Raw genomic sequence first — 23,043 nt, 5'->3', positions numbered from 1 at the left:
CCGGTGCCCAACCAGCCCGCAGCAGACGACGACCTCCCCGAGCAGATCCGGGTCCGTCGGGACAAGCGCGCCCAGCTGCTGGCGGCCGAGCGGGAGCCGTACCCGGTGTCGGTGCCCCGGACGCACGCCCTCCGCGACGTACGGGCGGGGTGGGCGCAGCTGGCCACCGGCGAGGAGACCGAGGACGTGGTCTCGGTAGCGGGCCGGGTCGTGTTCATCCGCAACACCGGCAAGCTCTGCTTCGCCACCCTGCAGGAGGGCCTGTCACTCGGCGACTCGGGCACCCGGCTGCAGGTGATGCTGTCGCTGGCCGAGGTCGGTGAGGAGGCCCTGGCGGGCTGGAAGGCCGACGTCGACCTCGGCGACTTCGTCAGCGTCACCGGCCGCGTCGTCTCGTCCCGCCGCGGCGAGCTGTCGGTGCTCGCCGGCGCGTGGACGCTGGCGTCCAAGGCGCTGCGGCCGCTGCCGACCCTGCACAACGAGCTCTCCGACGAGAACCGCGTCCGGCAGCGCTACGCCGACCTGGTCGTCCGCGAGACCGCCCGGGACATGGTCCGGACCCGGGCCGCGATCACCCGCAGCATCCGCGAGACGCTGCACCGCGACGACTACGTGGAGATCGAGACCCCGGTGCTCCAGCTGGTGCACGGAGGCGCCAACGCCCGGCCGTTCCGCACGCACCTGAACGCCTTCGACACCCCGATGACGCTGCGGATCGCGCTCGAGCTGTTCCTCAAGCGCGCGGTCGTCGGCGGCGTGGAGCGGGTGTACGAGATGGGTCGGATCTTCCGCAACGAGGGCATCGACTCCACCCACAGCGCGGAGTTCACGATGCTCGAGGTCTACCAGGCCTGGGGCGACCAGCGGACCATCGCGGCCCTGATGCAGCAGGTCATCGTGGACGCGGCCGACGCCCTGGGCTCGCGCCGGATCGAGACGTCCGCCGGCGTGATCGACCTGGACGGCGAGTGGGCCTGGCTGGGGGTCTACCCGGGGCTGTCCGCCCGGGTCGAGCAGGAGATCACGCCGGACACGTCGGTGGGGGTGCTGCGGAAGCTGGCCGAGCGGCACGGGGTCGAGATCGATCCGGGCTGGGGCGCGGAGAAGCTGGTGCTCGAGCTCTTCGGCGAGCTGGTGGAGCCGGAGCTGATCCAGCCCACCTTCGTCTGCGACTACCCGCCGTCGGCGCAGCCGCTGGCCCGCCCGCACCGGAGCGACCCCCAGCTGATCGAGGCGTGGGACCTGATCATCGGCGGGATGGAGCGGGGGACCGGGTTCTCCGAGCTGGTCGACCCGGTGATCCAGCGGGACCGGTTGGTCGCACAGTCGCTGGCCGCGGCGGCCGGTGACCCGGAGGCGATGCAGTTGGACGAGGACTTCCTCACCGCGCTGGAGTTCGGGGCGCCGCCGATGGGCGGGCTCGGGATGGGGGTCGACCGGTTGGTGATGCTGTTCACCGACGCGGGCATCCGGGAGACGATCCTCTTCCCGCTGCTCAAGCCCCTCGGCTGAGCTCCGGCGTGGCCGGCGGTTCCTGCACCCGCCGGCGGCACGCGCACCCGAAATAGAGGGTGCAGCTGCCGGCACCCGGTGCAGCTGTGCGGAAAGGGTGCAGCTGTGCGGAGAGGGTGCAGCTGTGCGGCGAGTGCGGCTGCGTCAGGGGCCGCCGCTGCGGACGGGGCGGGTGCTGGAGCGGGCGGACGAGCCCCGCTCAGTGGCGTGTCAGGTCGATGACCGTCATCCCGGCGCCGGCCGCGGTGGGGGAGTCCATCGCCATCAGGGCCGCGGGCGCCTCGGCCAGGGTGATCACGCGGCCGACCAGCTCGTCCGGACGCAGCACCCCGGAGCCCACCAGCTCCAGCATGGCCGGGTAGTCGCGGGCCGCCATGCCGTGGGAGCCGTAGACCTCCAGCTCGTAGGCCACCACGAGATCCCAGGGCAACGGGGCCCGGGAGTCCTCCCCCAGCATCAGACCGACCTGCACGTGCCGACCCCGGCGGCGCAGGCTCCGTACGCCGGCCGCCGCGGTGGCCGCCGAGCCGAGGGCGTCGATCACCAAGTGGGCACCCCCGCCGGTGAGCTCGAGGATCCGCTCCGAGGCCCCGTCGGACTCCAGACCGACGGCGCCGAGGTCGCCGGCGCGCCGCCGGGCCGGCTCGGCCGGATCGACGGCGATCACCCGCGCCCCCAACGCCACGGCGATCTGGATGGCCGACAGCCCGACCCCGCCGCAGCCGTACACCGCGACCCAGTCGTCCGCGCCCACCCGGCCGTGGGCGGTGACCGCACGGTAGGCGGTGGCGAACCGGCAGCCCAGCGAGGCCGCGACCACCGGGTCCAGGCTCGCGGGCAGCCGGACCAGGTTGGTGTCGGCGGCGAACAGCGCGACCTGCTCGGCGAAGGAGCCGTGGTGGGTGAAGCCGGGCTGGGTCTGCGCCGGGCACACCTGCGCGTCGCCGCCGCGGCAGAGCGCGCACACACCGCAGCCGTTCACGAAGGGCGTGGTGACGAGGTCGCCGATCCCGAACCCGGTCACCTCCGGTCCGACCTGGCTGATCACCCCGGCGAGCTCGTGGCCGGGCACGTGGGGCAGTGAGACCGGGTCGTGGCCGCGCCAGGCGTGCCAGTCCGACCGGCACACACCGGTGGCCAGGACGTCGACGACGACACCGTCGACCGGACAGACGGGGGAGGGCAGCTCGACCAGCTCGGGCGAGGACCCGTACGCGGTGTAGCGGACGGCGAGCATCGATCAGTCCGGGTCGCGCAGGTCGGAGAAGCCGAAGTCGTCGTCGGGCTTGGCTCCGCGCCGGCGCAACCGGGTCCGCTGGCGGGGCAGCACAGTGGTGGCGTCGTCGTCGCCACCACCGGTGGATCCGTCCGTGGCGCGAGGCCCGACGGCCGCGTCGGCGGCCGGCGGATCGTCATCCGGGGACGACGGACCGCGCTCGGCGGCGGCAGACTGAGCGCCACCGCGGTCAGGGGCGGGCACCGGGCCGGGGTCGGGTGTCGCTTCCGGGCCCGTCGGCAGTCGCGCGAGCTTCCCCGTCCGCGACGCCCGCACCACCGCGACCCCGATCGCGGTGGTCAGCGGCACCGCCATGATCAGCCCGATCGACCCGACCATCGTCCGGATCAGCTCGGCGGCGAACTGCTCGGTCTGCAGCACCTGGAACAGCGGCCGGTTGTAGATCGCGATGAGCAGCAGCACCGGCAACGACGCACCCGCGGTGGCGAAGGCGATGGTGTAGACGGTGGAGGCGATGTGGTCGCGGCCGATGCGCATGGCCTTGGAGAACAGCCGCTTCTGGTCCGGGTCGGAGTCGGCGAGCTCCCAGACCGCCGAGGCCTGGGTGATGGTGACGTCGTTCAGCACCCCGAGGCCGGCGACGATGATGCCGCAGATCACCACCGAGGTCAGGGACAGATCGGGGGCGGCGGCCGAGAGGACGTAGTCGTCCTCCGCGGTGACCCCGGTCAGGTGCGCCCAGCGGGTGGCTCCCCACCCCAGCAGCGCGGCCGTCACCAGCCCGAACAGGGTGCCGACCAGCGCGGTGGACGTGCGCGCGGAGAACCCGTGGGCGGCGTACAGGACGACGAACATGATGGCGGAGCTGCCGACCAGACCGACCAGCAGCGGGTTCGCCCCGGTGACCAGGGCGGGGAACATGAACTTCACCAGGATGAAGCCGGCGAAGCCGAGCCCCAGCAGCGCGGCGAACCCGCGCCAGCGGGCCACGAAGATGACGGCCGCCGCGAAGACGAGGGTGATGACCAGCAGCGGGACGCGGCGCTCGAAGTCGGAGAACTGGTACTGCGCCGGCTGACCGTCCACCGGCGGGATGCGGACCAGGGTGACGCGTTGACCGATGCTGGTGCCGCTGCTGTAGAGAGCGTCGGTGAGCGGGATCCCGGTGACCTCGCGGCCGGTGTCGTCGCCGTCGAGCACCCGGACGGCGATGGTCGCGCAGGTCTGCGACTCCATCCCCGGGGTGGACCCGGCCATGCCCTCGCAGGAGACCGGCTGGATGGCGGTGATCTCGGCCGTCGGGTAGGTGACGCCGGCGATGCTGTACCCGGCGACGTCGGCGTTGATGTGGCTCGCGACGTCCTTGGGCCAGAGCGCGATCAGCCCGGCGAACGTCCAGATGCCGAGCGGGATGAGCACCACGACCAGGATCCGCAGCGCCCGCTGGTGCCGCGCCGCCTCGTCCCGACCGCTCCGGCCGGGGGCAACACGTCGCCGCCCGGAGGTGTCGATCGAGTGTGAGTGGGTCATTCTCCGCCTAGGGTTGGTCACCGTGACTCCACGGCTGCGTCGCCGCCTGCGGGGACGCGGCCCGCAGAGCGGCACTCAATCTACCTTCCGCCCGAGCGCGCCCGGTCCGCGTCGGCTGCGGCGCTCGGTCCGCCGCGCCGGGAGTCCCCCGGCGACCGGCTTCGGTCTGCCCCGTCATCACTGGCCCACAGCGGTGGTCGGGGCGCTCGGTGCGGGTGCGCTGGTGCTGGCCCTCGCCGTGTCGGGGGGATCCGGGGCCGGCGCCCAACCTGCCCCGGCCGGATCCGTCTCGGTGGTCCCGCCCGCGACGGCCACCGCCGACGGCGCCGGGGCCGTGACCGCTTCCGGCGCGACGCCCTCGACGGAGGAGGACGCCGCGCCGGCGGGGAAGAAGGAGAAGAAGGAGAAGAAGGAGAAGAAGGAGAAGAAGGAGAAGAAGGTCAGGATCCCCGAGCGTGGTCCGGGGACCTTCGTCCGCGCCGACGTCGACGGACCGAAGGTGGGCGACGGCGGGCGACTGCTGCGCTACGCGGTCAAGGTCGAGAAGGGCCTCCCGTACGACGCGGACGAGACCGCCCGGGAGATCCAGACCACGCTGAGCGACCCCCGCAGCTGGGTCGGTGGTGAGGACTGGCGGCTCGAGCTGGTCAGCCAGCCGGCCCGGGCCGACTTCACCGTCTTCCTGGCCACCCCCGGCACGGTGGACCGCTACTGCTGGCCGTTGCGGACCTACGGGCGGGTGTCGTGCCAGGCCGGCAACCGCGTGATGCTGAACGCCTGGCGCTGGGCCCACGCGGCGGACGCGTACGGTGCGGATGTCGGTGCCTACCGGCAGTATCTGGTCAACCACGAGGTCGGGCACCGGCTCGGTCACAACCACGTGGGTTGTCCGGGCAAGGGGAAGCGGGCGCCGGTGATGATGCAGCAGACGAAGAGCGTGGGGGCGTGCCAGGCGAACCCGTGGCCGTCGCCGAAACGCCGGAGCTGACCGGTCGGTGGGCGTGACCGGGCCGGACGTTCGTGAGCGGCGGATCACCTTCGACCAGCCGGTGCTGGTCGATGCGCTGATCCGGGCTCATCGACGCGGTCCCGGCGACCCCACCCACCGGCGGCTCGGTCCCGGTCACTGGCTGCGCGCCTCCCGGACCCCGCAGGGACCGGTGCTGTTGCGCCTGGCCGCCGTCGGCGCCAGCGTGTCGGCCCGGGCCTGGGGCGAGGGTGCGGATTGGGCCCTGGACCAGCTGCCGCAGCTGCTGGGGACCGACGACGACCCGGCGGGCTTCGAGCCGCGCCCCGAGCACGCCGCCCTGGTGCTCGCGCAGCGTCGCTACCCCGAGATCAGGATCGGCCGGTCCGCCCTGGTCTGGGAGGCGCTGGCGCCCGCCTGCCTGGAGCAGGTGGTGACCGGCAAGGAGGCGTTCCGCGCCTTCCGGCTGCTGGTCACCGAGTTCGGCGAGCCCGCTCCGGGACCGGCCGGGGATCCGGCGTCGGCGGCGTACGGGATGCGGGTGCCGCCGACGGCCGCTGTTTGGGCGCGGATCCCGACCTGGCGGTTCCTGGCCGCTGGGGTCGAGCAGCGCCGGAGCGCGACCCTGGTGCGGGCGGCGGGCCGGGCGAGTGCCCTGGAACGCACCCTCGACGGGGAGAACCGGGCGGCGGACCGCGCCCTGCGCAGCCTGCCGGGCATCGGGCCGTGGACGTCGGCGGAGGTCCGGCAGCGGGCGCACGGTGATGCTGACGCGTGGAGCATCCACGACTACCACGTGGCCAAGGACATCACGTACGCCCTGGTGGGGGAGCCCCTCGACGACGCCGCCTGCCTGGAGATCCTGGAGCCCTACCGCGGTCACCGCTACCGGGTGCAGCTGCTGCTCTCGCTGTCCGCCGCCCGACGACCGCGCCGCGCCCCGCGGATGACGCTGCCCACCCATACCCCGTACGCGACGAAGGGCCGGTCGTAGTCTGCAGGCGTCGACCGTGACCGCCACGGGGACAGAGGGGTGCTGATGAGCTCGCGCGCGGGACGGATCGTGGCGGTGGTGGTGGGGGTGATCGCCCTCGTCACCGGTGGCGTCTGGATCGGGCAGGGTCTGAACCTGATCCCGGGCAGCTTCATGACCGGCGACAAGACCTGGTTCTACGTCGGCATCGTGGTCCTGGCCGTCGGTGTGGTCCTGCTGCTGGCCGGGCTGCGGCGTCCACGCCAGGCGCGGTGAACGGCTCGGAGACGCCCGGGAGGATCGCCGCCACCCTGGTGGCGGCGCGACAGGCGGGGCGGGCGCTGGACGGGTTCCCCGGGGAGACGCCCGCCGACATGACGGCGGCCTACCGGATCCAGGACGCGGCGATCGCCCGGTGGCCGGACACCGTGGCCGGCTGGAAGATCGGCTTCATCGCCGCCGACAGGCGATCCGTGGGCGAGTCCGACCGACTGGTCGGGCCCATCTGGAGCCGGGGGCTGCTCGCCGGTGACGCCGACGGTGCCGCAGCAGCCGGGTCGCGGGTCGAGGCGGAAGGGCCGGTGGTCGAGGCCGGGATCTTCGGCGACGGCTTCGCGGCCGTGGAGGCCGAGTTCGTCGTCCGGCTGGACGAGGACGTGCCGGTCCGGTCCGAGGCCTGGACCGCCGAGGAGGCGGCCCGCCTGGCCCAGCAGCTGCGGGTCGGCATCGAGGTGGCCAGCAGCCCGATCCCGGACATCAACGCGCTCGGTCCGACGGTGATCGCCGCCGACTTCGGCAACAACAACGGGCTGCTGGTCGGTCCCGAGCTCGACGACCCCGACGGGGCCGTCCTGCGCTGCTTCGTCGACGACGAGCTCCTCGGGGAGGGGACGTCGGCGAACCTCCCGGGCGGCCTGCACCAGGGACTCGCCACCGCTCTCACGGTGCTCACCGCCCGTGGCCACACGGTGCCAGCGGGCACCCTCTTCGCCACCGGAGCGATCACCGGCATCCACCCGATCCGTCCCGGACAGCGCTGCCGGGTCGAGGTCCGCGGGGGGCCGTCGCTGGAGCTGCGCACGGTGGACGTCCGGTCGACGCTGGGCTGACTTCCCGGTCTCGGAGCCGCCCTGCGCCGTCACCGACTGGTGCGTCCGGGCTGCTCGACCGGCGTCCGAAGCAGCCCGGAGTCACCGGTGGAGGCGCGAGACGCGGGTGTTGCGGGCTTCGACGAATCGGACACTCGCGTCCCGGTAGCGTCGGTAGGCGCCGAGGTCACCGGGAAGGGCCGAGAGCTCGAAGTCGTCGTACGGCAGGAACGGGTCCACCGACAGGTCGTCCCTGAGGAGATCTTGGAGCAGGAAGAAGTCGCAGTAGCCGCGGAAGTCCTCGAACAGCGCGAAGAAGTCGCCATACCGATCCAGCGTGACCCCCAGCGGGCTCGGCTGATCGAGGTAGTGCCGCCGAATGCACTCCAGGGTCAGGTCCATCCGATCGGCGATGCGGCGGAGGAACCCCCGAGCCCCGTTGATCGTCATCTTCCCGTCCACCCGGTGGCCGGGGAAGACCATCATCCCGCCGACGGTGTAACCGGCGTGGGTGAACGCCTCGAGCTCTCCGGGATCGAGCTGGCGGAGGATCGGCTCGACGTCTCTCCAGCCGCTGAACGTCGGGATGACCGAGTCGCTGGACAGCCAGAACTCCCCCAGATCGGAGCGGTGGTGCAGGTACGAGGACTGCGTCGAGGTGTCGAGGTCGAAGAGTGTCCCGCCGGGCAAGGGCTTGCTCCACAGCAGCTGGTGGTAGCGACGCAACGTCGGGCTGGACTTGTCAGGATCGCGGCCGCCGGCATCGCTTCTGACGTCGAACGACGTGTCGATCACGACACCCGCCGGACCGGTCTGATTCCCGACGCGCCTCGGCTCACCGGGTCCATTCCCACAGGTTGAGCTTGCCCTTGGCCGCCACCTTGCGCGCGTACGGGCGTGGATCACGCAGGATCCAGTGCCAGTAGCCGTCGATCGCCCACGGTGACCGGCTGCCCTCGATGCAGTCCACCAGTTCCACAGTTCCCAGCACCTTGCCGGCATCGGCATGGCGCTGCCAGGCGTTCTCGATCGGCCGTCGGTACTTCTTCGGCATGGCGTCGAGGGCGAGATCGTCGAAGTCGGCGCGGCGGAGCCCGGCATGCACCGCAAGGCGACCGCGGTACGCCGTCCGCCAGCTGCGGTTCTCGACGTCCTTCAGACCTTCCACGATCAACTCGGCCCAGGGCTGCTTGATGGTCAGAGCTCGCACGCGGGTCAGTCTCGCAGGGCTGCGCCGCTGCACTGGCTGCACGGCGCGCGAGCCCCATGGCGCCACGTGCGGGGCGCACGGTCGACCGCCCCCTGTCGGAGGCGGGCGGCATGATCGGGTCATGCAGCTCACCGCGAGGCAGCTGAACCGGACCCTGCTGCACCGCCAGCTCCTGACCGAGCGCGCGCCGCTCGGGGTGGTCGAGACGGTCCGGCGGCTGGTCGGGCTGCAGGCTCAGCAACCCGCCGGCCCCTACCTGGCGCTGTGGAACAGGATCGTCGACTTCGATCCGGCCGAGCTGGACGCCGCCTTCGCCAGCCACCGGATCGTCAAGGCGACGCTGCTGCGGATCACCCTGCACGCCGTCGCCGCCGAGGACCGCGCCGTCTTCCACGCCGCCGTGGTGGCGACCCTGCGGGCCGCCCGGCTGAACGACGCGCGCTTCCTGCGGACGGGTCTGACCAGCGACGACGCCGACGGCAGCGTGGCCGCTCTGCTGGCTTACCTGGCCGAGCCGCGCGGCAACACCGAGCTCGACGCGTTCTTCGCCGAGCGGTTCCCCGACCTGCCCGAGACCGGCATCTGGTGGGCGCTGCGGTCGTACGCCCCGCTCATCCACGGGCCCGGGCCGCACCCGTGGACGTACGGCCACCGCCCCTCCTACCTGGCTGCTCCGACGCAGGCGCAGGCGCAGGAGCCGATCGGGGAGGGTGAGGCGATGGTCGAGCTGGCCCGCCGCTACCTGGCGGCGTACGGACCGGCCACCCCCGCCGACCTGGCCCAGTTCGCCACGCTCCGTCGGCCGCCGGCGAAGCAGGCCTTCGCCGACCTGGCCGATGAGCTCGTGACGCACACGGGTCCGGACGGGAAGCCTGTCTCGGACCTGGCGGTGGCCGAGCTGGTGACCGACGACCGACCGGTGCCCCCGCGACTGCTGGGGATGTGGGACAACGTCCTGCTGGCGCACGCCGACCGCAGCCGGCTGATCCCGGCCGAGCACCGGGCCACCGTGATCCGGCGCAACGGTGACGTCCTGCCGACCCTGTTGGTCGACGGCTACGTGGCCGGGGTGTGGCGGCCGGTCGAGGGCGGGGTCGAGGCCACCGCCTTCCGGTCACTGCCGGACGAGGTCTGGGAGGGCCTGGCCGCCGAGGCCCGGGCGTTGCGAGCGCTGGTGGCCGACCGGGAGCCGCTCGTGTTCGGCCGCTACGCCCACTGGTGGCGGTCGATCGAGGGAGTGCAGGTGCGGGTGCTGTGAGCGACGAGGGAGAGACCATGACGTACGAGATCGAGCCGGCCCTGCGCGACTGGCTGCTGGACACCGACCCCGCGCTGCGCTGGCAGGTGCAGCGCGACCTGCTGGATGCGCCCGACGAGGTCTGGACGTCGACCCGGGCGCAGGTGGCCACCGAGGGGTTCGGGGCGGCCCTGCTGGCTCTGCAGGACCCTGACGGACAGTGGGCGGGTGGCGCCTTCTTCCCCTCCGGTTTCGACTTCGAGGGTCCCGAGGCGGCGCCCGGAGCCGGACAGCCGTGGACCGCGACCAGCTGGAGCCTGACCAGCCTCCGCGAGTGGGGCGTCGACGCGTCCGTGCTGGCCGGGACGGCCGAGAAGATCGCGGCGAACAGCCGCTGGGAGTACGACGGCCTGCCCTACTGGGGCGGTGAGGTCGACTGCTGCATCAACGCGTTCACCCTGGCCAACGGGGCCTGGCTGGGGGCGGACGTGGACGCGCTGTCCCGCTGGTTCCCCGAGCACCGGCTGCCCGACGGCGGGTGGAACTGCGAGTGGGTGGAGGGATCGACCCGCTCGTCGGTCATGTCCACGCTGAACACGATCAAGGGGCTGCTCGCATACGAGCAGCTCGTGGGCGGCGACGAGAGCCTGCGCGCGGCCCGCCAGGCGGGCCAGGAGTACCTGCTGGAGCGGCGCCTGATGTTCCGCCGGTCCACCGGTGAGCTGATCCAGCCCTGGGTGGTCCGGTTCGCGTACCCGTTCCGGTCGTTCTACAGCGTGCTGAACGCCGCGGACCACTTCCGCGCGGCGGACCTCCACGAGGGCAGCGGTCGCGACGAGCGGATCGGCGACGCCATCGCCGTGATCCGCGAAGCCCGGCAACCCGACGGCACCTGGCAGCAGGAGCGGCGTCATCCGGGGCGGGTCTGGTTCGAGGTCGACGTGCCCGCCGGGGAGTCGTCGCCCTGGCTCACCTTCCACGCCCTCCGGGTGCTCCGCTGGTGGGACGGCGGCTAGGGACGGGAGCGGCAGTCCCGTCCGCGTGTCAGCCGCAGCCGGCACGCGCGCAGCCGGCACCCGCGCACGCGGCCGAGGCCTGGCGACGTCAGTCGTCGAGTCGGAGCAGGATCCGCCGACGGTTGTCGGCGTCGACCTGGTCGTGGGCGGCGGCGACCTGCTCCAGCGGGTACGGCTCGGCGACGGGGATGGTGAGGTGTCCCTCCCGCGCGGCCTGGGTGAGGTCGGCGGCGGCCGCGGTCCTGGCGTCGGTCGGGAAGTCGTCGCTGCCGAGGAGGCGGATGGTGATGTTGTCGAACAGCATCGGCCAGAAGTCGATCTGGGGTCGGGGATCGCGGGTCGCGTACGCGGCGATCACCGCGCCGTTGCCGGCCACCGCGGCGTCGAGGGCGATGTTGTCGGAGAAGGCGACCTCGATGATCCGGTCGACCCCAGCGGGGGCGAGGTCCCGGATGGTCGTCTCGACCTCCGGGTCGTCCAGGGCGACAGCCCGCTCGGCGGCCACGCCGGTCAGGGCGGCGAGGTCGGCGCCCCGGCGGACGCTGGTCAGCAGGGTGGCCCCACCCCAGGCCGCGAGCTGAGTCGCCAGCGAGCCCACCGCGCCGAGGGCGCCGTGGACCAGGACGGTCCGGCCCCGCACCGGGCCATCCCCGAAGACGGCCCGGTGGGCGGTGATGCCGGGGATGCCGAGGCAGGCACCGAGTCGGTCGTCGACGTCGTCGGGCAGGGGGACGGCGGTGCCGGCGGGGACGACCGTGTAGTCGGCCGCGGTCCCGAAGGCACGGTAGGACTGGGCGTTGTAGACCCAGACGCGCTGACCGATCCGCCCGGCGCCGACACCGGGACCCACCCGGTCGATCGTCCCGGAGCCGTCGCTGTGCGGCACGACCCGCGGGTAGGGCATCACGGAGGCGAAGTACCCCTCCCGCTTCTTGGTGTCGCCCGGGCTGATCCCGGAGTAGCGCAACCACACCCTGACCTCGCCGGGTCCGGGCTCGGGATCGGGCAGCTCGCCGACCTGCAGCACCTCCTCGGCTGGTCCCTGTCGGTCGTAGTAGACAGCTCTCATCGGGCGCACTCCTTCGTCCGGCGTCGTGGGGTCAGCGTCCCACCTGCTGGTGGACAGGTGCTTCCGAGTGGACCCGATCGCCGGCGACGCCGTCCGGGGCCCAGCGGTTCGCCGGGTCGGTGGATCTCCCGCCGAGGCGCTTGACTGTGGCGATGCTCCTCCCCCGGGCGACGGATCCGGTCCCCACCGAGCGCCTGCTGCTGACACCCATCGGGCTCGGTGACGTCGACGACCTCTGGCGGCTGTACAGCGATCCTCTGGTGGCCCGCTGGACCGGGCCGTGGTCGTACGACGGTGTCGAGGCCTGGGCGCGGGACATGGCGTCACGCTGGCTCACCGACGGCGTCGGGAAGTGGCTGGCCCGCGATCGATCCGACGGCGCCCTCGTCGGGCGCGGCGGGTTGAGCCGGATGGATCTGGCTGGTGAGGCGGTGCTCGAGGTGGGCTGGGTCGTCCGCGACGCCCTGGCCGGCCGCGGCTTCGGCACCGAGATCGGCCGGGCGGCGCTCGACTGGGCGTCGACGTTCTTCCCGGCTCTCCCGGTGATCGCCTTCACCGAGGTGCACAACCGAGCCTCCAGGGCGGTGATGCACCATCTTGACCTCCGCTTCGAGGGGATCATCCACCGCGAGGGTCTGGTCGAAGGACGCGACGGCCTGCACCCGGACGCGGCCTTCGCGCTGTACCGCCGCGTGCCCTGAGCTCGGGTTGGGGTGGCTCCCGATGGTGCTGTCCGAAGGATCGGTGGGGTCCGGCCCTCGACCGCCGGCGGAGCGGTCGCTCAGAAGATCGGTTGGGTCAGCTCGTCCAGGTCCTCGCGGGTGGTCGCCCCGGGGAGCTGGACGGTGAACTCGGCGCCACCCTGGGCCGAGCGGCCGGCCGTGATCCAACCGCCGTGGCGGTGCACGGTCTGGGCCACGATGGACAGGCCCAACCCGGTGCCGGGGGTGTTGCGCGCGGTGTCGGCGCGGTAGAAGCGGTCGAAGATGTGCGGCAGGTCGGCGTCGGCGATGCCCGGTCCCTGGTCGGCCACCCGAAACCGGTCGCCCTCCAGGTAGATGCGGACGACGCCGTCCGGAGGGCTCCACTTCACCGCGTTGTCGAGCAGGTTGGTGATCGCCCGCTCCAGGTCGTCGGACTCGCCCATGACGTAGAGCGGACTCAGCTCGACGTCGAACTCCACGCCCTTGGGGGCCCGGCGGCGGGCCCGCTCCAGAGCGGCGGTGATCACGTCCCGCAGGTCGATCGGCTCGGGGGCGGCCGCGACCTGGTCGTCGCGGGCCAAGGAGACCAGGTCCTTGATCAACGAGGTGAACTCGGCCAGCTGGGCGTTGACGTCGCCGAAGATCTCTCGCCGGTCGGTCTCGGACAGCATCTGGGAGGTGGCGTCCAGCGACAGCAGCTCGATGTTGGTCCGCAGGCTGGTCAACGGCGTCCGCAGCTCGTGGCCGGCGTCGGCGATCAGTCGCTGCTGCCGCTCGCGGGAGGATCCGAGCGAGGACAGCATCCGGTTGAACGAGTCGGCCAACCGCGCGACGTCCCCGCTGCCGGTCACCGAGATCGGCGTCAGGTCGTCGGTCTGCGCGACGTACTCCACGGCGGCGGTCAGCTGGCGCACGGGCCGCAGACCGGAGCGGGCGACAGCGGTGCCGGCCGCCCCGGCGAGCACCACGCTCGTGGCGCCGAACAGCAGCAGGACGATCCACAACGAGCTGAGGGTGTCGTTGGTGACGTTGAGGGGCCGTCCCAGCACCAGGGCGTAGTTGTCGAGCCCCTCCAGCGGCACGGCCACCATCCGGTAGGGCCGGCCGTCGGTGGCCACCCCGGACCGGGCCGACACGCCGTTGTGCAGTCGCGCGACCGCGAGCTCCTCGTCACCGACCTCCAGGTGCACCTGCTCGCCCTGGACGAAGAACACCTGCCCGTCCGCCCGGACCACGGCGACGCTGAAGTTGCCCGCCTCGAGGGTGAACTCGGTCAACCCGCCGATGTTGCGGATGTTCCGGGCGACCGGGCTGGCCAACGCTTCGGCGACCTCGGTGAGCTCGCTGTCGAGGCTGCGGTAGAGGGCGAGTCGCAGCGTGAAGTAGCCGGCCATGCCGGTGACCGCCACGGCGACGGCGACGGCGAAGCTGGTGAGCAGCGCCACCCGTCGTTGCAGCGGGAAGCTCCGGAGCTTCTCCCGCAGCCGGATCCGCCACGCCTGCAGCACAGCCGCCGGCTGGATCACCAGCCGACCCCGACCGGCGGGACCTCGTCGGCCGTCGGCCGGGCAGAGGTCACGGCGGCGTCTCGCGGAGCACGTAACCCACGCCGCGCACGGTGTGCAGCAGGCGCGGCTCGCCATCGGCCTCGGTCTTGCGCCGCAGGTAGCCGATGTAGACCTCGAGCGAGTTCGCCGTGGTGGGGAAGTCGAAGCCCCACACCTCGTTCAGCAGCCACGACCGCTCCAGCACGCGCCGGGGGTGGTGCATGAACGCCTCGAGCAACGCGAACTCGGTCCGGGTCAGGTTGATCGCGCGGGTGCCGCGCAGCACCTCGCGGGTCTGCGTGTTGAGCACCAGGTCGGAGAACGTGAGGGCCTGGGTGGAGGGGTCGTTGGAGTCCGCCGTGGTCCCCGCCCGGCGCACCAGGGCACGGAGTCGGGCCAGCAGCTCGTCCAGCGCGAACGGCTTGGCCATGTAGTCGTCGCCGCCGGCATCCAGGCCGTCCACCCGGTCGTTGACGGCGTCGCGCGCGGTGAGCACCAGGATCGGTACGTCGTTGCCCGCCGCTCGCAGCATCCGGGTCGCCTCCAGCCCGTCGAGCCGCGGCATCATCACGTCCATGATCACCGCGTCGGGGCGGTTGGCGGCCAGCCGGGCGAGCGCCTGCAGGCCGTCCTCGGCGGTGCTGACCTCGTACCCGTTGTACTGCAGCGAACGCTGCAACGAGTCGCGTACGGCTTGATCATCGTCGACGACCAGGATCTGCATGCCCCTCAGCCTAGTCGGGCCGGCGGAGGATCAGCCTGGTCGACCGGCCGGCTGATCGCCGCCAGCAGGGCCCCGATCAGGGAGGGGTCGGCCCGGGTCTCGTCGAACAGGCCGAGCGTCTGCAGGTGGTCGTGGGTGGCGACCAGCAGCTGGACCGCGACCTCGAGCGGCACGGTCAGCGTGATCCGCGCGTGGTCGAGGGCGTCACGGATGAGCGCGGCGACCTGCTCGTTGCAGACGTCGACGAACCCCAGGTACGCCTGCCGGAGCTCGGGGTCACGTGCCGCGTGCAGCATCAGGGCGTGATCGGTGATGACGTCGTGCCGGTCGGTGCCGAGAGCGGCGCCGGAGCCGGTCAACGCGGACAGGGCGATGGCGACCAGCTCCTCCGGCGCGCGGTCGCCGGCGCTCTTCATGGTGGCGATGGCGCTCTGGGCGGCGGCGAACTGGAACGCGATGCCCTGCTCGATGATCGCCAGCACCAGGTCGGAGCGGTCGGCGAAGTTGGAGTAGAAGGCGCCGCGGGTGAACCCGGCGCGCTCGCAGATCACCTCGACGCTCGCGCCCTCCACCCCGTGCTCGGCGAAGACGACGCGCGCGGCGGTCATCAGTCTCTGCCGGGTCTGGGCGCGGCGGGCGGTGATGGGCGCCTCGGGGCCGGCGTCGGTGCTCACGTGATCCTGCTCTCAGGCTCTGGGGTCGTCGTTTAGATACAGTACTGTATCGGATACAGGTCTGTATCCGTCGGACCGTGTCGTCGTCAGCAGCTCATCGTCAGAGGCGGTTCCTCTCGTGTCCACGTACCTGTACGCGCTCGGCCGTGCCGCCTACCGGCACCGCCGGCGGGTGCTGCTCCTCTGGCTCGCCGTCCTCGTCCTGACCGTCGGCGCGGCGGCCGGCATCGGCGGCAAGTTCGACGAGAACTTCTCCGTGCCCGGCACCGAGTCCCAGCTCGCGCTGGACTCGCTCAACCGCACGTTCCCCCAGGCCGGCGGGACCACCGCCCAGGTGGTGGTGGCCGTGCCCGAGGGAGAGAGCGTGCGGGACACCGACGTCCGCCGTCAGATCGAGCGGGGCGTCGACGCGCTCGCGAAGGTCGACCACGTCGACACCGTCACCTCACCGTTCGACAGGTACGCCAAGGGCGTCATCTCGGGCGACGACCGGGCCGCGATCATCCAGGTGCAGCTGCTCACCGTCGACGGGGCTGTCGCCCCGGCCACCTTCAACGGTCTCGACCAGGCGACCGCGGCACTCCAGGCCGACATCCCCGGATCGCAGGTCTCGCCCGGCGGCTCGGCCTACAGCAACAACACCCCTGGCTTCAGCATCGTCGAGGCCCTCGGGGTGCTGATCGCCCTGGTCGTGCTCTGGTTGACCCTCGGCTCGCTACGGGCCGCCGGCATGCCGCTGCTGACGGCGATCCTCGGCGTGGCGATCACCGTGCTGTTGATCGTGGCGGTGACCGGGCTGACCACCGTGTCGGCCACCACCCCGTTGCTGGCGGTGATGCTCGGCCTGGCCGTGGGCATCGACTACGCGCTGTTCATCACCTCACGCCACCGGGACCAGCTGCTGACCGGGATGGACCCGGAGGAGTCGGTGGCCCAGGCCGTCGCCACGGCCGGCTCGGCCGTGGTCTTCGCCGGGCTGACCGTGATGATCGCCCTGTCCGGGCTGGCCGTGGCCGGCATCCCCTTCCTGACCACGATGGGTGTCGCCGCGGCGGCCGGCGTCGGCATCGCCGTCATGATCGCTCTGACCCTGCTGCCGGCTCTGCTCGGCGTCGCCGGCGAGCGGCTGCGGCCCAAGCCGAAGAAGGTCCGGGCGGTGCGCGCCACCGGCGAGCCGAAGCCGAAGAAGACCCGGACGCCGCTGCCCCGGCTCTGGGTGCGCGCGGTGACCAAGGTCCCGCTGCTGACGGTGCTGGTCGTGGTGGTCGGGCTCGGCGTGATGGCGTACCCGGCCAAGGATCTCAAGATCGCCCTGCCCAGCAACGGGATGGCCGACCCCGGCACCCCCGCGCGGACCACCTTCGACCTGATCGACGAGCACTTCGGAGTCGGCTACAACGGCCCGCTGATCGTCAGCGCTACCATCGTCGGCAGCGACGACCCGCTCGGGGTGATGGACGGCATCGCCGACGACCTGCGAGCACTGCCCGGCGTGGCCAGCGTGCCGCTGTCGACCCCCAACGAGAACGCCGAGGTCGGCATCGTCCAGGTGATCCCGACCGGGGCGCCGGACTCCGACGAGACCAAGGACCTGGTGCTGCGGATCAGGGCGATGCACGACGAGTTCCAGGAGAGGTACGGCGTCCCGGTCTACGTCACCGGCTTCACCGCCGTCGCCATCGACGTCTCCGACCGGCTGGGCAACGCGTTGCTGCCGTTCGGGGTGCTGGTCGTCGGTCTGTCGATCATCTTGTTGATGATGGTGTTCCGCTCGGTCGCGGTGCCGATCAAGGCCACCGTCGGCTACCTGCTCAGCGTGCTCGCGGCCTTCGGGGCGACGGCCATGGTCTTCGAGTACGGCTGGCTGGGCGACGTGTTCAACGTGCACCAGACCGGGCCGGTGATCAGCTTCCTGCCGATCCTGCTGATGGGCATCCTCTTCGGTCTGGCCATGGACTACGAGGTGTTCCTGGTCTCGCGGATGCGGGAGGAGTACGTGCACGCCGTGGCCAGGAACGGTTCCCGCGACGGCGTCGACCCGCGGGAGGCCATCGAGGACGGGTTCAACGCCTCGGCCCGGGTGGTGGTCGCCGCCGCGGTGATCATGTTCGCGGTCTTTGCCGCCTTCGTCCCGGAGGGTGAGGGCCCGATCAAGACGATCGCCTTCGGTCTGGCGGTCGGCGTGTTCGTGGATGCGTTCGTCGTCCGGATGACCTTGGTGCCCGCGGTGATGACGCTGCTGGGTCACCGGGCCTGGTGGCTGCCCCGGTGGATCGACGAGCGCCTGCCCTCCTTCGACGTGGAGGGGGAGGGCCTCGCCCACCAGCTCTCACTGCGCGACTGGCCGTCGGTCGACGACGACCACCTGCTGTACGCCGAGGGCGTCCGGGTGAACGGCGACGACACCCCGCTGGGGATGGCGCTGCGGCCTGGTGACGTGGTGGTGGTCGACGGGCAGGTCGACTCCGGCAAGACCGCCCTGCTGCTCACCCTGTCCGGCCGGATGCGACTCACCACCGGCCGGGCCAAGATCGCCGGACTGGTGCTTCCCGAGCAGGCCGCCGCGGTCCGTCGTCGTACGGCGCTGGTCGACTGTCGCCGACTGACGGCCACCGATCCGGGGACCGCGCGGGGCGGCCGTGGGCTGCGCGCCGAGCTGCGGCAGGTGGAGCGTGAGCAGCCGGCAGTGATCGTGGTCGACCACGCCGACGTGCTCGCCGACGCCGACGACCGGGCCGCCCTGACCGCCCTGGTGCAGGAGACCGCCGGCTCCGACCAGCGGGCCATGATCATCGCGGTCCGCGACCGGGCGTTGATCGACGACCTCCTTCCCGTGCCCTATCGGCACCTCACCCTCGGCCCGGTCCCCGACCTGGTCGACAGCGCACGACTGTGACGAACGAACTGATCCGAGGAACTCACTGATGTTGACGCTGGAACGCGCCCGGGCCGCCAAGGTCACCTGGGTGTCACTGGTCGGCCTGGTCCTGGTGCCGCTGCTGGTGGCCGCCGGGTTCCTGTGGGCCACCTGGGACTCGACCTCCCGGCTCGACCGGGTGCAGGCCGCGATCGTGAACGACGACGAGGGCACCACCATCGACGGGCAGACCGTGCCGCTGGGCCGCCAGCTCGCCGGCGGACTGGTCAACGGAGCCGAGGACGTGAGCAACTTCGACTGGGTGCTGACCGACACCGAGGACGGCTCGGCCGGGCTGGCCTCCGGCACGTACGCGGCCGTGGTCACCATCCCGGCGGACTTCTCCCGGCGGGCGACCTCGTTCTCCAAGACCGACGTCGCCGACATCCAGCCGGCCACCATCGAGGTGCAGACCTCGCAGGTGAAGGGCATCGCCGACGGTGTGATCGCCCAGGCGATCACCGGCGCGGCACGGGAGGCCATGAACACCGAGCTGACCAAGAACTACCTGGACAACGTCTACCTGGGCTTCAACAGCACCAAGAAGCAGTTCGACACCATCGCGGGCGCCTCGCGCAAGCTGGCGGACGGCGCCGGTGATCTGGCCGACGGGCTGGACCAGACCTCCACCGGGACGAAGAGCCTGGCGGACGGGTTGGACCAGCTGGACGACGGAACCCAGCAGCTGGCCACCGGTATGCAGAAGCTGGCCAAGGGCGGCGAGCAGCTGCCCACCGGTGCGAAGAAACTGGCCGACGGGATGCAGAAGTCAGCCGACGGCGCCGACGAGCTGGCCGACGGGGTGAAGCAGTACACGGGTGGCGTTTCCCAGCTGGACAAGCAGTTCCCGGCGTTCGCCAAGGGCGTGGGTGACACCGCTGACGGCAGCAAGGACCTGGCCAGCGGGACGAAGCAGCTGGCCGGTGGGCTGAAGACCTACGCGTCCGGGGCTGGTGACTTCTCCGGCGGGCTGCAGCAGTACTCCTCCTCGATGAACGGCTTCAAGGACCTGGTCAAGACCCCGAGCAAGCTGCCCGCTGAGCTTCGGTGCCCCGTCGACGACGAGGACGCCTGCGCGCTCTACTACGGCGGCCTGGTGGCCGGCACCCAAGTGGCCTATCAGGGACTGCAGGACCGGGGCGGCCAGCCCGGTCTGCTCACCGGCGCGAAGGGTCTCGCCAGCGGCGCGGACACCCTGTCCACCAACCTGACCAAGGTCTCGTCCGGCGTCACCGCACTCAGCGGCGGCCTGGCGAAGCTCTCCGGCGGTGCCGACAAGATCGAGGGAGGTCTCGACAAGCTGGCCGACAACGGTCCGAAGCTGGCCAAGGGCACCAAGAGCCTGGCCACCGGGCTCGGCAAGCTCGCCGACGGCACCGACCAGTTCGCCACCGGGCTGTCCACCTTCAGCGACGGGGTGACCAAGACCGCCAACGGCACCACCGAGCTCGCGGTCGGCACCTCGCAGTCGGCCGACGGCGCGCAGAAGCTGAGCGACGGCGTGGTCAAGCTGGCCGATGGCCAGCGCACGCTCGCCGACGGGGCTGACGAGCTGGCCACCGGACTGGAGAAGGGCGCGAAGCAGGTGCCCACCTACGACAAGGCCCAGCGCACCGCCCTGTCCAGCGTGGTGGCCACCCCGGTGACCGCGGAGCGTCCGTCGACGCTCTTCTCCAACATCGCCAACACCACCTTCCTGGCCGTGCTCGCGCTCTGGCTGGGGGGTCTGGCCAGCTTCGTGGTGCTGCGGGCGATCCCGTCGCGGGTCCTGACCTCGATGAAGCCGTCCTGGCGGCTGGCGGCTGTGGCCCTGCTGCCGGCGGTCGGGATCGCCGTGGTGCAAGGGGTCGCGCTCACCGTGGTGCTGCAGAACCTGCTCGATCTGACGCTGAGTCAGGTGGGCCAGCTGCTGCCGTTCACACTGCTGGCCGGGCTGGCCTTCGTGGCCGTCAACCACGCACTCGTGGCCTGGTTCGGGGGCATCGGGCGCTTCGTCTCGGTCGCTGCCGTCGTGCTGTCCACCGGCGCCGCGATCACCGACGCCATCCCCTCGTCCCTGCAGCAGGTGATCGGCTTCCTGCCGATGACCCCGGCCCTGGAGGGGGCCCGGGCCATCGCCAGCGGGGGCACCGGCGTGGGCGGCTCCACCGGACTGCTGCTGGCCTGGCTGGTGGCCGGTCTCGCGGCCGGCGTGCTGGCGGTCGCCCGACACCGGATGGCCAAGGTGCCCGACCTCGTTCCGGTTCGCGCCTGACCCTGCTGACGCAGGCCACGCACGCGGCCCGTTGCTCCGCGTGCGTGAGGCTCCGAAGGGGTGCGCCAACGGGGGTGGGTGGCCGCAGGACCGCACGCTCGGGCGCGCGGGGCTCTGCCAGGATGACCCGGGAAGCGGCAGCGGTCCGACGCGCCAGGCGGCTCCGCGCCGGCGCCGGCGCTTCCGACCCGACCGCCCGAGGGAGCCACCCGTGGACCGGATGATCAAGGTGAAGGCGTTCGCCGTGCTGGCGGACGCGTCCCGGTCCCGTCACCTGGTGTGGGTGTCGCAGGACGAGACCAAAGAGCCGCCCACCTTCCACCGCCTGCTGGGCGGCCACGTGGAGTTCGGTGAGGGCTCGGCCGAGGCCGTGGTGCGGGAGATCGCCGACGAGCTCCACCACGAGCTCGGGGAGGTCACGCTGCTGGGGGTCCTCGAGAACGTCTTCACCTACGCCGGGGCGCCCGGGCACGAGATCGTCTTCGTCTACGCGGCCGTGGTGGCTGACGGGACGGTGCCGGACGAGGGGGGCTGGTACGACGACGGCGGGCCGATCCGGGTCGAGTGGCGGCCCGTCGACGGACAGCAGGAGATCCCGCTCTACCCGGACGGCACCCAGGCGCTCCTCGACCGGTGGGTCGCCGTCCCGTCGGCGAGAGTCCGGTCATGATCGACAGCGGTGGTCCCGTCGTCCCGGAACGGGAGGACGCCCGGACCGACGGTCCGATGCTCGGCGACGAGCGGGCGGTTCTCGAGCACTGGCTGGACCTCTACCGCGACACCCTGCTACTGAAGATCGCCGGCCTCGACGCCGTCCAGCTGTCCCGGCGGGCCCTGCCGCCGTCGACGATGAGCCTGCTCGGTCTCGTTCGGCACCTGACCGAGGTCGAGGCCTACTGGCTGCGGGTCGTGCTGCTGGACGAGCAGGACGTGCCGGACTACTACTGCACGCCCACCAGTCCCGACGGCGACTTCGACGACGCCGGTCCCGAGTCGGCCCGGGCCGACGTCGACGCCTACCACCGCGAGGTCGACCGCTCCCGCGCCAGCACCGCCACCTGGACCGATCTCGGCACCCCGGTGGCCGGCCGACGCCGGGACCAGCCGGTGAGTCTCCGCTGGATCCTGGTCCACCTGATCGAGGAGTACGCGCGCCATCTCGGTCACGCCGACCTGCTGCGCGAGGCGGTGGACGGGCGCACCGGCTACTGAGCATAATTGGATAGGCTTGCCTTACCAATCGCGCGGACCGCCCGCGTCACGTTCTCAGGGGATCCATGAACCTCACCCGTCGTCGCCTGCTCGTCACCGCCGCGGGACTCGCGGCCGCCGCCACCGGGGCGGTCGGTCTCAGCGGCTGCAACGCCTCCGCCGGCTCGGCTCCCGCCGTGGGAGCGCCGAGCGCCGCCGCCGGGTCAGCCGAGGAGGGAGCCTTCCCGGTCGCCCTCACCCACCGGTTCGGCGAGACCACCATCGCCGCCGAACCGAAACGCGTCGTCTGCGTGGGGCTGAAGGAGCAGGACGACCTGCTGGCCGTCGGTGTCGTGCCGGTCGGAGCGAGCCCCTGGTTGGACTTCCCCGACGGCAGCAAGATCCTCGGTCCGTGGACCGACGAGGCGCTGGGGTCGGCACCGGTGCCCGAGACGTTGGACAACACCAACGGCATCCCGTTCGAGGCCGTCGCCGCGCTGCAGCCCGATCTCATCCTCGCGCTCTACGCCGGGCCGACCCAAGCGGACTACACCAAGCTGAGTGCCATCGCCCCGACCGTGACCTTCCCGAAGGAGTACGTCGACTACGGCATCCCCTGGGACGTGCAGGCCGAGATTGTCGGCCGGGCCGTCGGGCGTCCGCAGGCGATGGCCGCGCGGATCGCAGCCAGCAAGGAGGCGGTCGCTGACGCTGCCGCCGCCAACCCCGGGTTCCGCGACCAGACGACGATGGTGATCACCCCGTACGAGGGCCTGTACGTCTACGGTTCCCAGGACCCACGGACTCGGCTGATGTACGAGCTGGGGCTGGTCAAACCGCCCGGCTTCGACGAGCTGTTCGCCGCCGACACCAACACCTTCGGGGGCAACATCAGCCCGGAGAAGGCGGAGATCCTCGACGTCGGCGTCCTGGTCTGCTTCGCCGACGAGGGAGAGCAGCAGAAGCAGATCGAGACCACCCTGTTCAAGAGCCAGGCGGTCTCCACCGAGGGTCGGACGATCTGGCTGCGGACCGGCGACGACGCGACGCTGCCGTTCTCGTTCCTCACGGCGCTGTCGCTGCCCTACCTGCTGAAGGCGTTCGTGCCCCGGGTGGTCGCGGCCGCCGACGGCGACCCGGCGACCAGCACGGAGCAGACGGCCTGAGCGGGCTCGCCGCTCGTAGGGGGGCCA

21 protein-coding genes are annotated in these 23,043 nt (G+C 72.0%); 13 read left to right on the top strand and 8 right to left on the bottom strand.

The window, feature by feature from the left end; all coding sequences use genetic code 11:
* Positions 1-45 precede the first annotated feature (45 nt).
* A complete protein-coding gene (gene lysS, locus ABD714_RS09305; protein WP_344812260.1) occupies positions 46-1,512 on the top strand; it encodes a lysine--tRNA ligase in 1,467 nt (488 codons plus the stop codon).
* Between the two features lie 199 nt (positions 1,513-1,711).
* Here the strand turns inward: lysS and ABD714_RS09300 are convergent, their stop codons facing one another.
* Together ABD714_RS09300 and ABD714_RS09295 are read right to left on the bottom strand one after the other, a co-directional pair.
* Complete coding sequence (locus tag ABD714_RS09300; RefSeq protein ID WP_344812037.1) at positions 1,712-2,749, bottom strand: zinc-dependent alcohol dehydrogenase family protein; 1,038 nt, start codon at positions 2,747-2,749, stop codon at positions 1,712-1,714.
* A gap of 3 nt (positions 2,750-2,752) precedes the next feature.
* Positions 2,753-4,279: a YibE/F family protein gene (locus ABD714_RS09295; protein WP_344812036.1), complete on the bottom strand. Its 1,527-nt coding sequence runs from the start codon at positions 4,277-4,279 to the stop codon at positions 2,753-2,755.
* 22 nt (positions 4,280-4,301) lie between these two features.
* Here ABD714_RS09295 and ABD714_RS09290 point away from each other — a divergent pair, with 22 nt between their 5' ends.
* Genes ABD714_RS09290 through ABD714_RS09275 form a run of 4 tightly spaced genes read left to right on the top strand, consistent with a single transcriptional unit; the run spans position 4,302 to position 7,328 of the window.
* Complete coding sequence (locus tag ABD714_RS09290) at positions 4,302-5,267, top strand: DUF3152 domain-containing protein (protein ID WP_344812035.1); 966 nt, start codon at positions 4,302-4,304, stop codon at positions 5,265-5,267.
* Between the two features lie 13 nt (positions 5,268-5,280).
* Positions 5,281-6,240 (top strand): DNA-3-methyladenine glycosylase family protein, encoded by a 960-nt coding sequence (locus ABD714_RS09285; protein ID WP_344812034.1) that lies wholly within the window; start codon positions 5,281-5,283, stop codon positions 6,238-6,240.
* 45 nt (positions 6,241-6,285) lie between these two features.
* A complete protein-coding gene (locus ABD714_RS09280; protein WP_344812033.1) occupies positions 6,286-6,495 on the top strand; it encodes a hypothetical protein in 210 nt (69 codons plus the stop codon).
* A complete protein-coding gene (locus tag ABD714_RS09275) occupies positions 6,492-7,328 on the top strand; it encodes a 2-keto-4-pentenoate hydratase (protein WP_344812032.1) in 837 nt (278 codons plus the stop codon). Before ABD714_RS09280 ends, ABD714_RS09275 begins: the two co-directional genes overlap by 4 nt.
* 81 nt (positions 7,329-7,409) lie before the next feature.
* Here ABD714_RS09275 and ABD714_RS09270 read toward each other — a convergent pair whose 3' ends face one another.
* Positions 7,410-8,102 (bottom strand): DUF6994 family protein, encoded by a 693-nt coding sequence (locus ABD714_RS09270; RefSeq protein WP_344812031.1) that lies wholly within the window; start codon positions 8,100-8,102, stop codon positions 7,410-7,412.
* A 40-nt stretch (positions 8,103-8,142) separates the two neighbouring features.
* A complete protein-coding gene (locus ABD714_RS09265) occupies positions 8,143-8,517 on the bottom strand; it encodes an ASCH domain-containing protein (protein ID WP_344812030.1) in 375 nt (124 codons plus the stop codon).
* A 121-nt stretch (positions 8,518-8,638) separates the two neighbouring features.
* Between ABD714_RS09265 and ABD714_RS09260 the strand changes: the two genes are divergently transcribed.
* Positions 8,639-9,775 carry a winged helix DNA-binding domain-containing protein gene (locus tag ABD714_RS09260; protein ID WP_344812029.1) on the top strand — a complete coding sequence of 379 codons (1,137 nt, stop codon included), beginning with the start codon at positions 8,639-8,641 and terminating at the stop codon, positions 9,773-9,775.
* Positions 9,772-10,770, top strand: coding sequence for a prenyltransferase/squalene oxidase repeat-containing protein (locus tag ABD714_RS09255; RefSeq protein WP_344812028.1), 999 nt, complete (start codon positions 9,772-9,774; stop codon positions 10,768-10,770). Before ABD714_RS09260 ends, ABD714_RS09255 begins: the two co-directional genes overlap by 4 nt.
* Before the next feature lie 88 nt (positions 10,771-10,858).
* Here the strand turns inward: ABD714_RS09255 and ABD714_RS09250 are convergent, their stop codons facing one another.
* Complete coding sequence (locus tag ABD714_RS09250) at positions 10,859-11,839, bottom strand: NADPH:quinone reductase (protein WP_344812027.1); 981 nt, start codon at positions 11,837-11,839, stop codon at positions 10,859-10,861.
* A 152-nt stretch (positions 11,840-11,991) separates the two neighbouring features.
* Between ABD714_RS09250 and ABD714_RS09245 the strand changes: the two genes are divergently transcribed.
* Positions 11,992-12,540 (top strand): GNAT family N-acetyltransferase, encoded by a 549-nt coding sequence (locus ABD714_RS09245; protein ID WP_344812259.1) that lies wholly within the window; start codon positions 11,992-11,994, stop codon positions 12,538-12,540.
* An 80-nt stretch (positions 12,541-12,620) separates the two neighbouring features.
* On the opposite strand, the gene ABD714_RS09240 is transcribed toward ABD714_RS09245, so the two are convergent.
* From ABD714_RS09240 to ABD714_RS09230, 3 genes are all read right to left on the bottom strand, one after another.
* Positions 12,621-14,051 carry a sensor histidine kinase gene (locus tag ABD714_RS09240; protein ID WP_425562376.1) on the bottom strand — a complete coding sequence of 477 codons (1,431 nt, stop codon included), beginning with the start codon at positions 14,049-14,051 and terminating at the stop codon, positions 12,621-12,623.
* Between the two features lie 67 nt (positions 14,052-14,118).
* Entirely contained in the window at positions 14,119-14,814 is a 696-nt protein-coding gene (locus ABD714_RS09235; protein ID WP_344812026.1) for a response regulator transcription factor, read from the bottom strand.
* A 5-nt stretch (positions 14,815-14,819) separates the two neighbouring features.
* On the bottom strand, positions 14,820-15,422 hold the full coding sequence (locus ABD714_RS09230; RefSeq protein WP_425562375.1) for a TetR family transcriptional regulator: 603 nt from the start codon (positions 15,420-15,422) through the stop codon (positions 14,820-14,822).
* Between the two features lie 184 nt (positions 15,423-15,606).
* On the opposite strand from ABD714_RS09230, the gene ABD714_RS09225 reads away from it, so the two are divergent.
* The 5 genes from ABD714_RS09225 to ABD714_RS09205 all read left to right on the top strand — a co-directional run bounded on the left by ABD714_RS09225 (position 15,607) and on the right by ABD714_RS09205 (position 23,016).
* Positions 15,607-18,384 (top strand): MMPL family transporter, encoded by a 2,778-nt coding sequence (locus ABD714_RS09225; protein WP_344812024.1) that lies wholly within the window; start codon positions 15,607-15,609, stop codon positions 18,382-18,384.
* A gap of 28 nt (positions 18,385-18,412) precedes the next feature.
* Complete coding sequence (locus ABD714_RS09220) at positions 18,413-20,659, top strand: YhgE/Pip family protein (RefSeq protein WP_344812023.1); 2,247 nt, start codon at positions 18,413-18,415, stop codon at positions 20,657-20,659.
* A 220-nt stretch (positions 20,660-20,879) separates the two neighbouring features.
* The gene (locus ABD714_RS09215) at positions 20,880-21,329 is read left to right on the top strand and encodes an NUDIX domain-containing protein (RefSeq protein WP_344812257.1); all 450 of its coding nucleotides are present in this window, start codon (positions 20,880-20,882) and stop codon (positions 21,327-21,329) included.
* The gene (locus tag ABD714_RS09210; RefSeq protein WP_344812022.1) at positions 21,326-21,871 is read left to right on the top strand and encodes a DinB family protein; all 546 of its coding nucleotides are present in this window, start codon (positions 21,326-21,328) and stop codon (positions 21,869-21,871) included. The genes ABD714_RS09215 and ABD714_RS09210 overlap by 4 nt, the downstream gene beginning before the upstream one ends.
* A 65-nt stretch (positions 21,872-21,936) precedes the next feature.
* Positions 21,937-23,016 carry an ABC transporter substrate-binding protein gene (locus ABD714_RS09205; RefSeq protein ID WP_344812021.1) on the top strand — a complete coding sequence of 360 codons (1,080 nt, stop codon included), beginning with the start codon at positions 21,937-21,939 and terminating at the stop codon, positions 23,014-23,016.
* Positions 23,017-23,043: the final 27 nt, after the last annotated feature.

The organism is Microlunatus aurantiacus (assembly GCF_039536605.1).
In the GTDB taxonomy this organism is placed as follows: domain Bacteria; phylum Actinomycetota; class Actinomycetes; order Propionibacteriales; family Propionibacteriaceae; genus Microlunatus; species Microlunatus aurantiacus.
The sequence above is the reverse complement of the archived record's forward strand: the minus strand, read 5'-3'. Positions and strand labels throughout refer to the sequence as shown.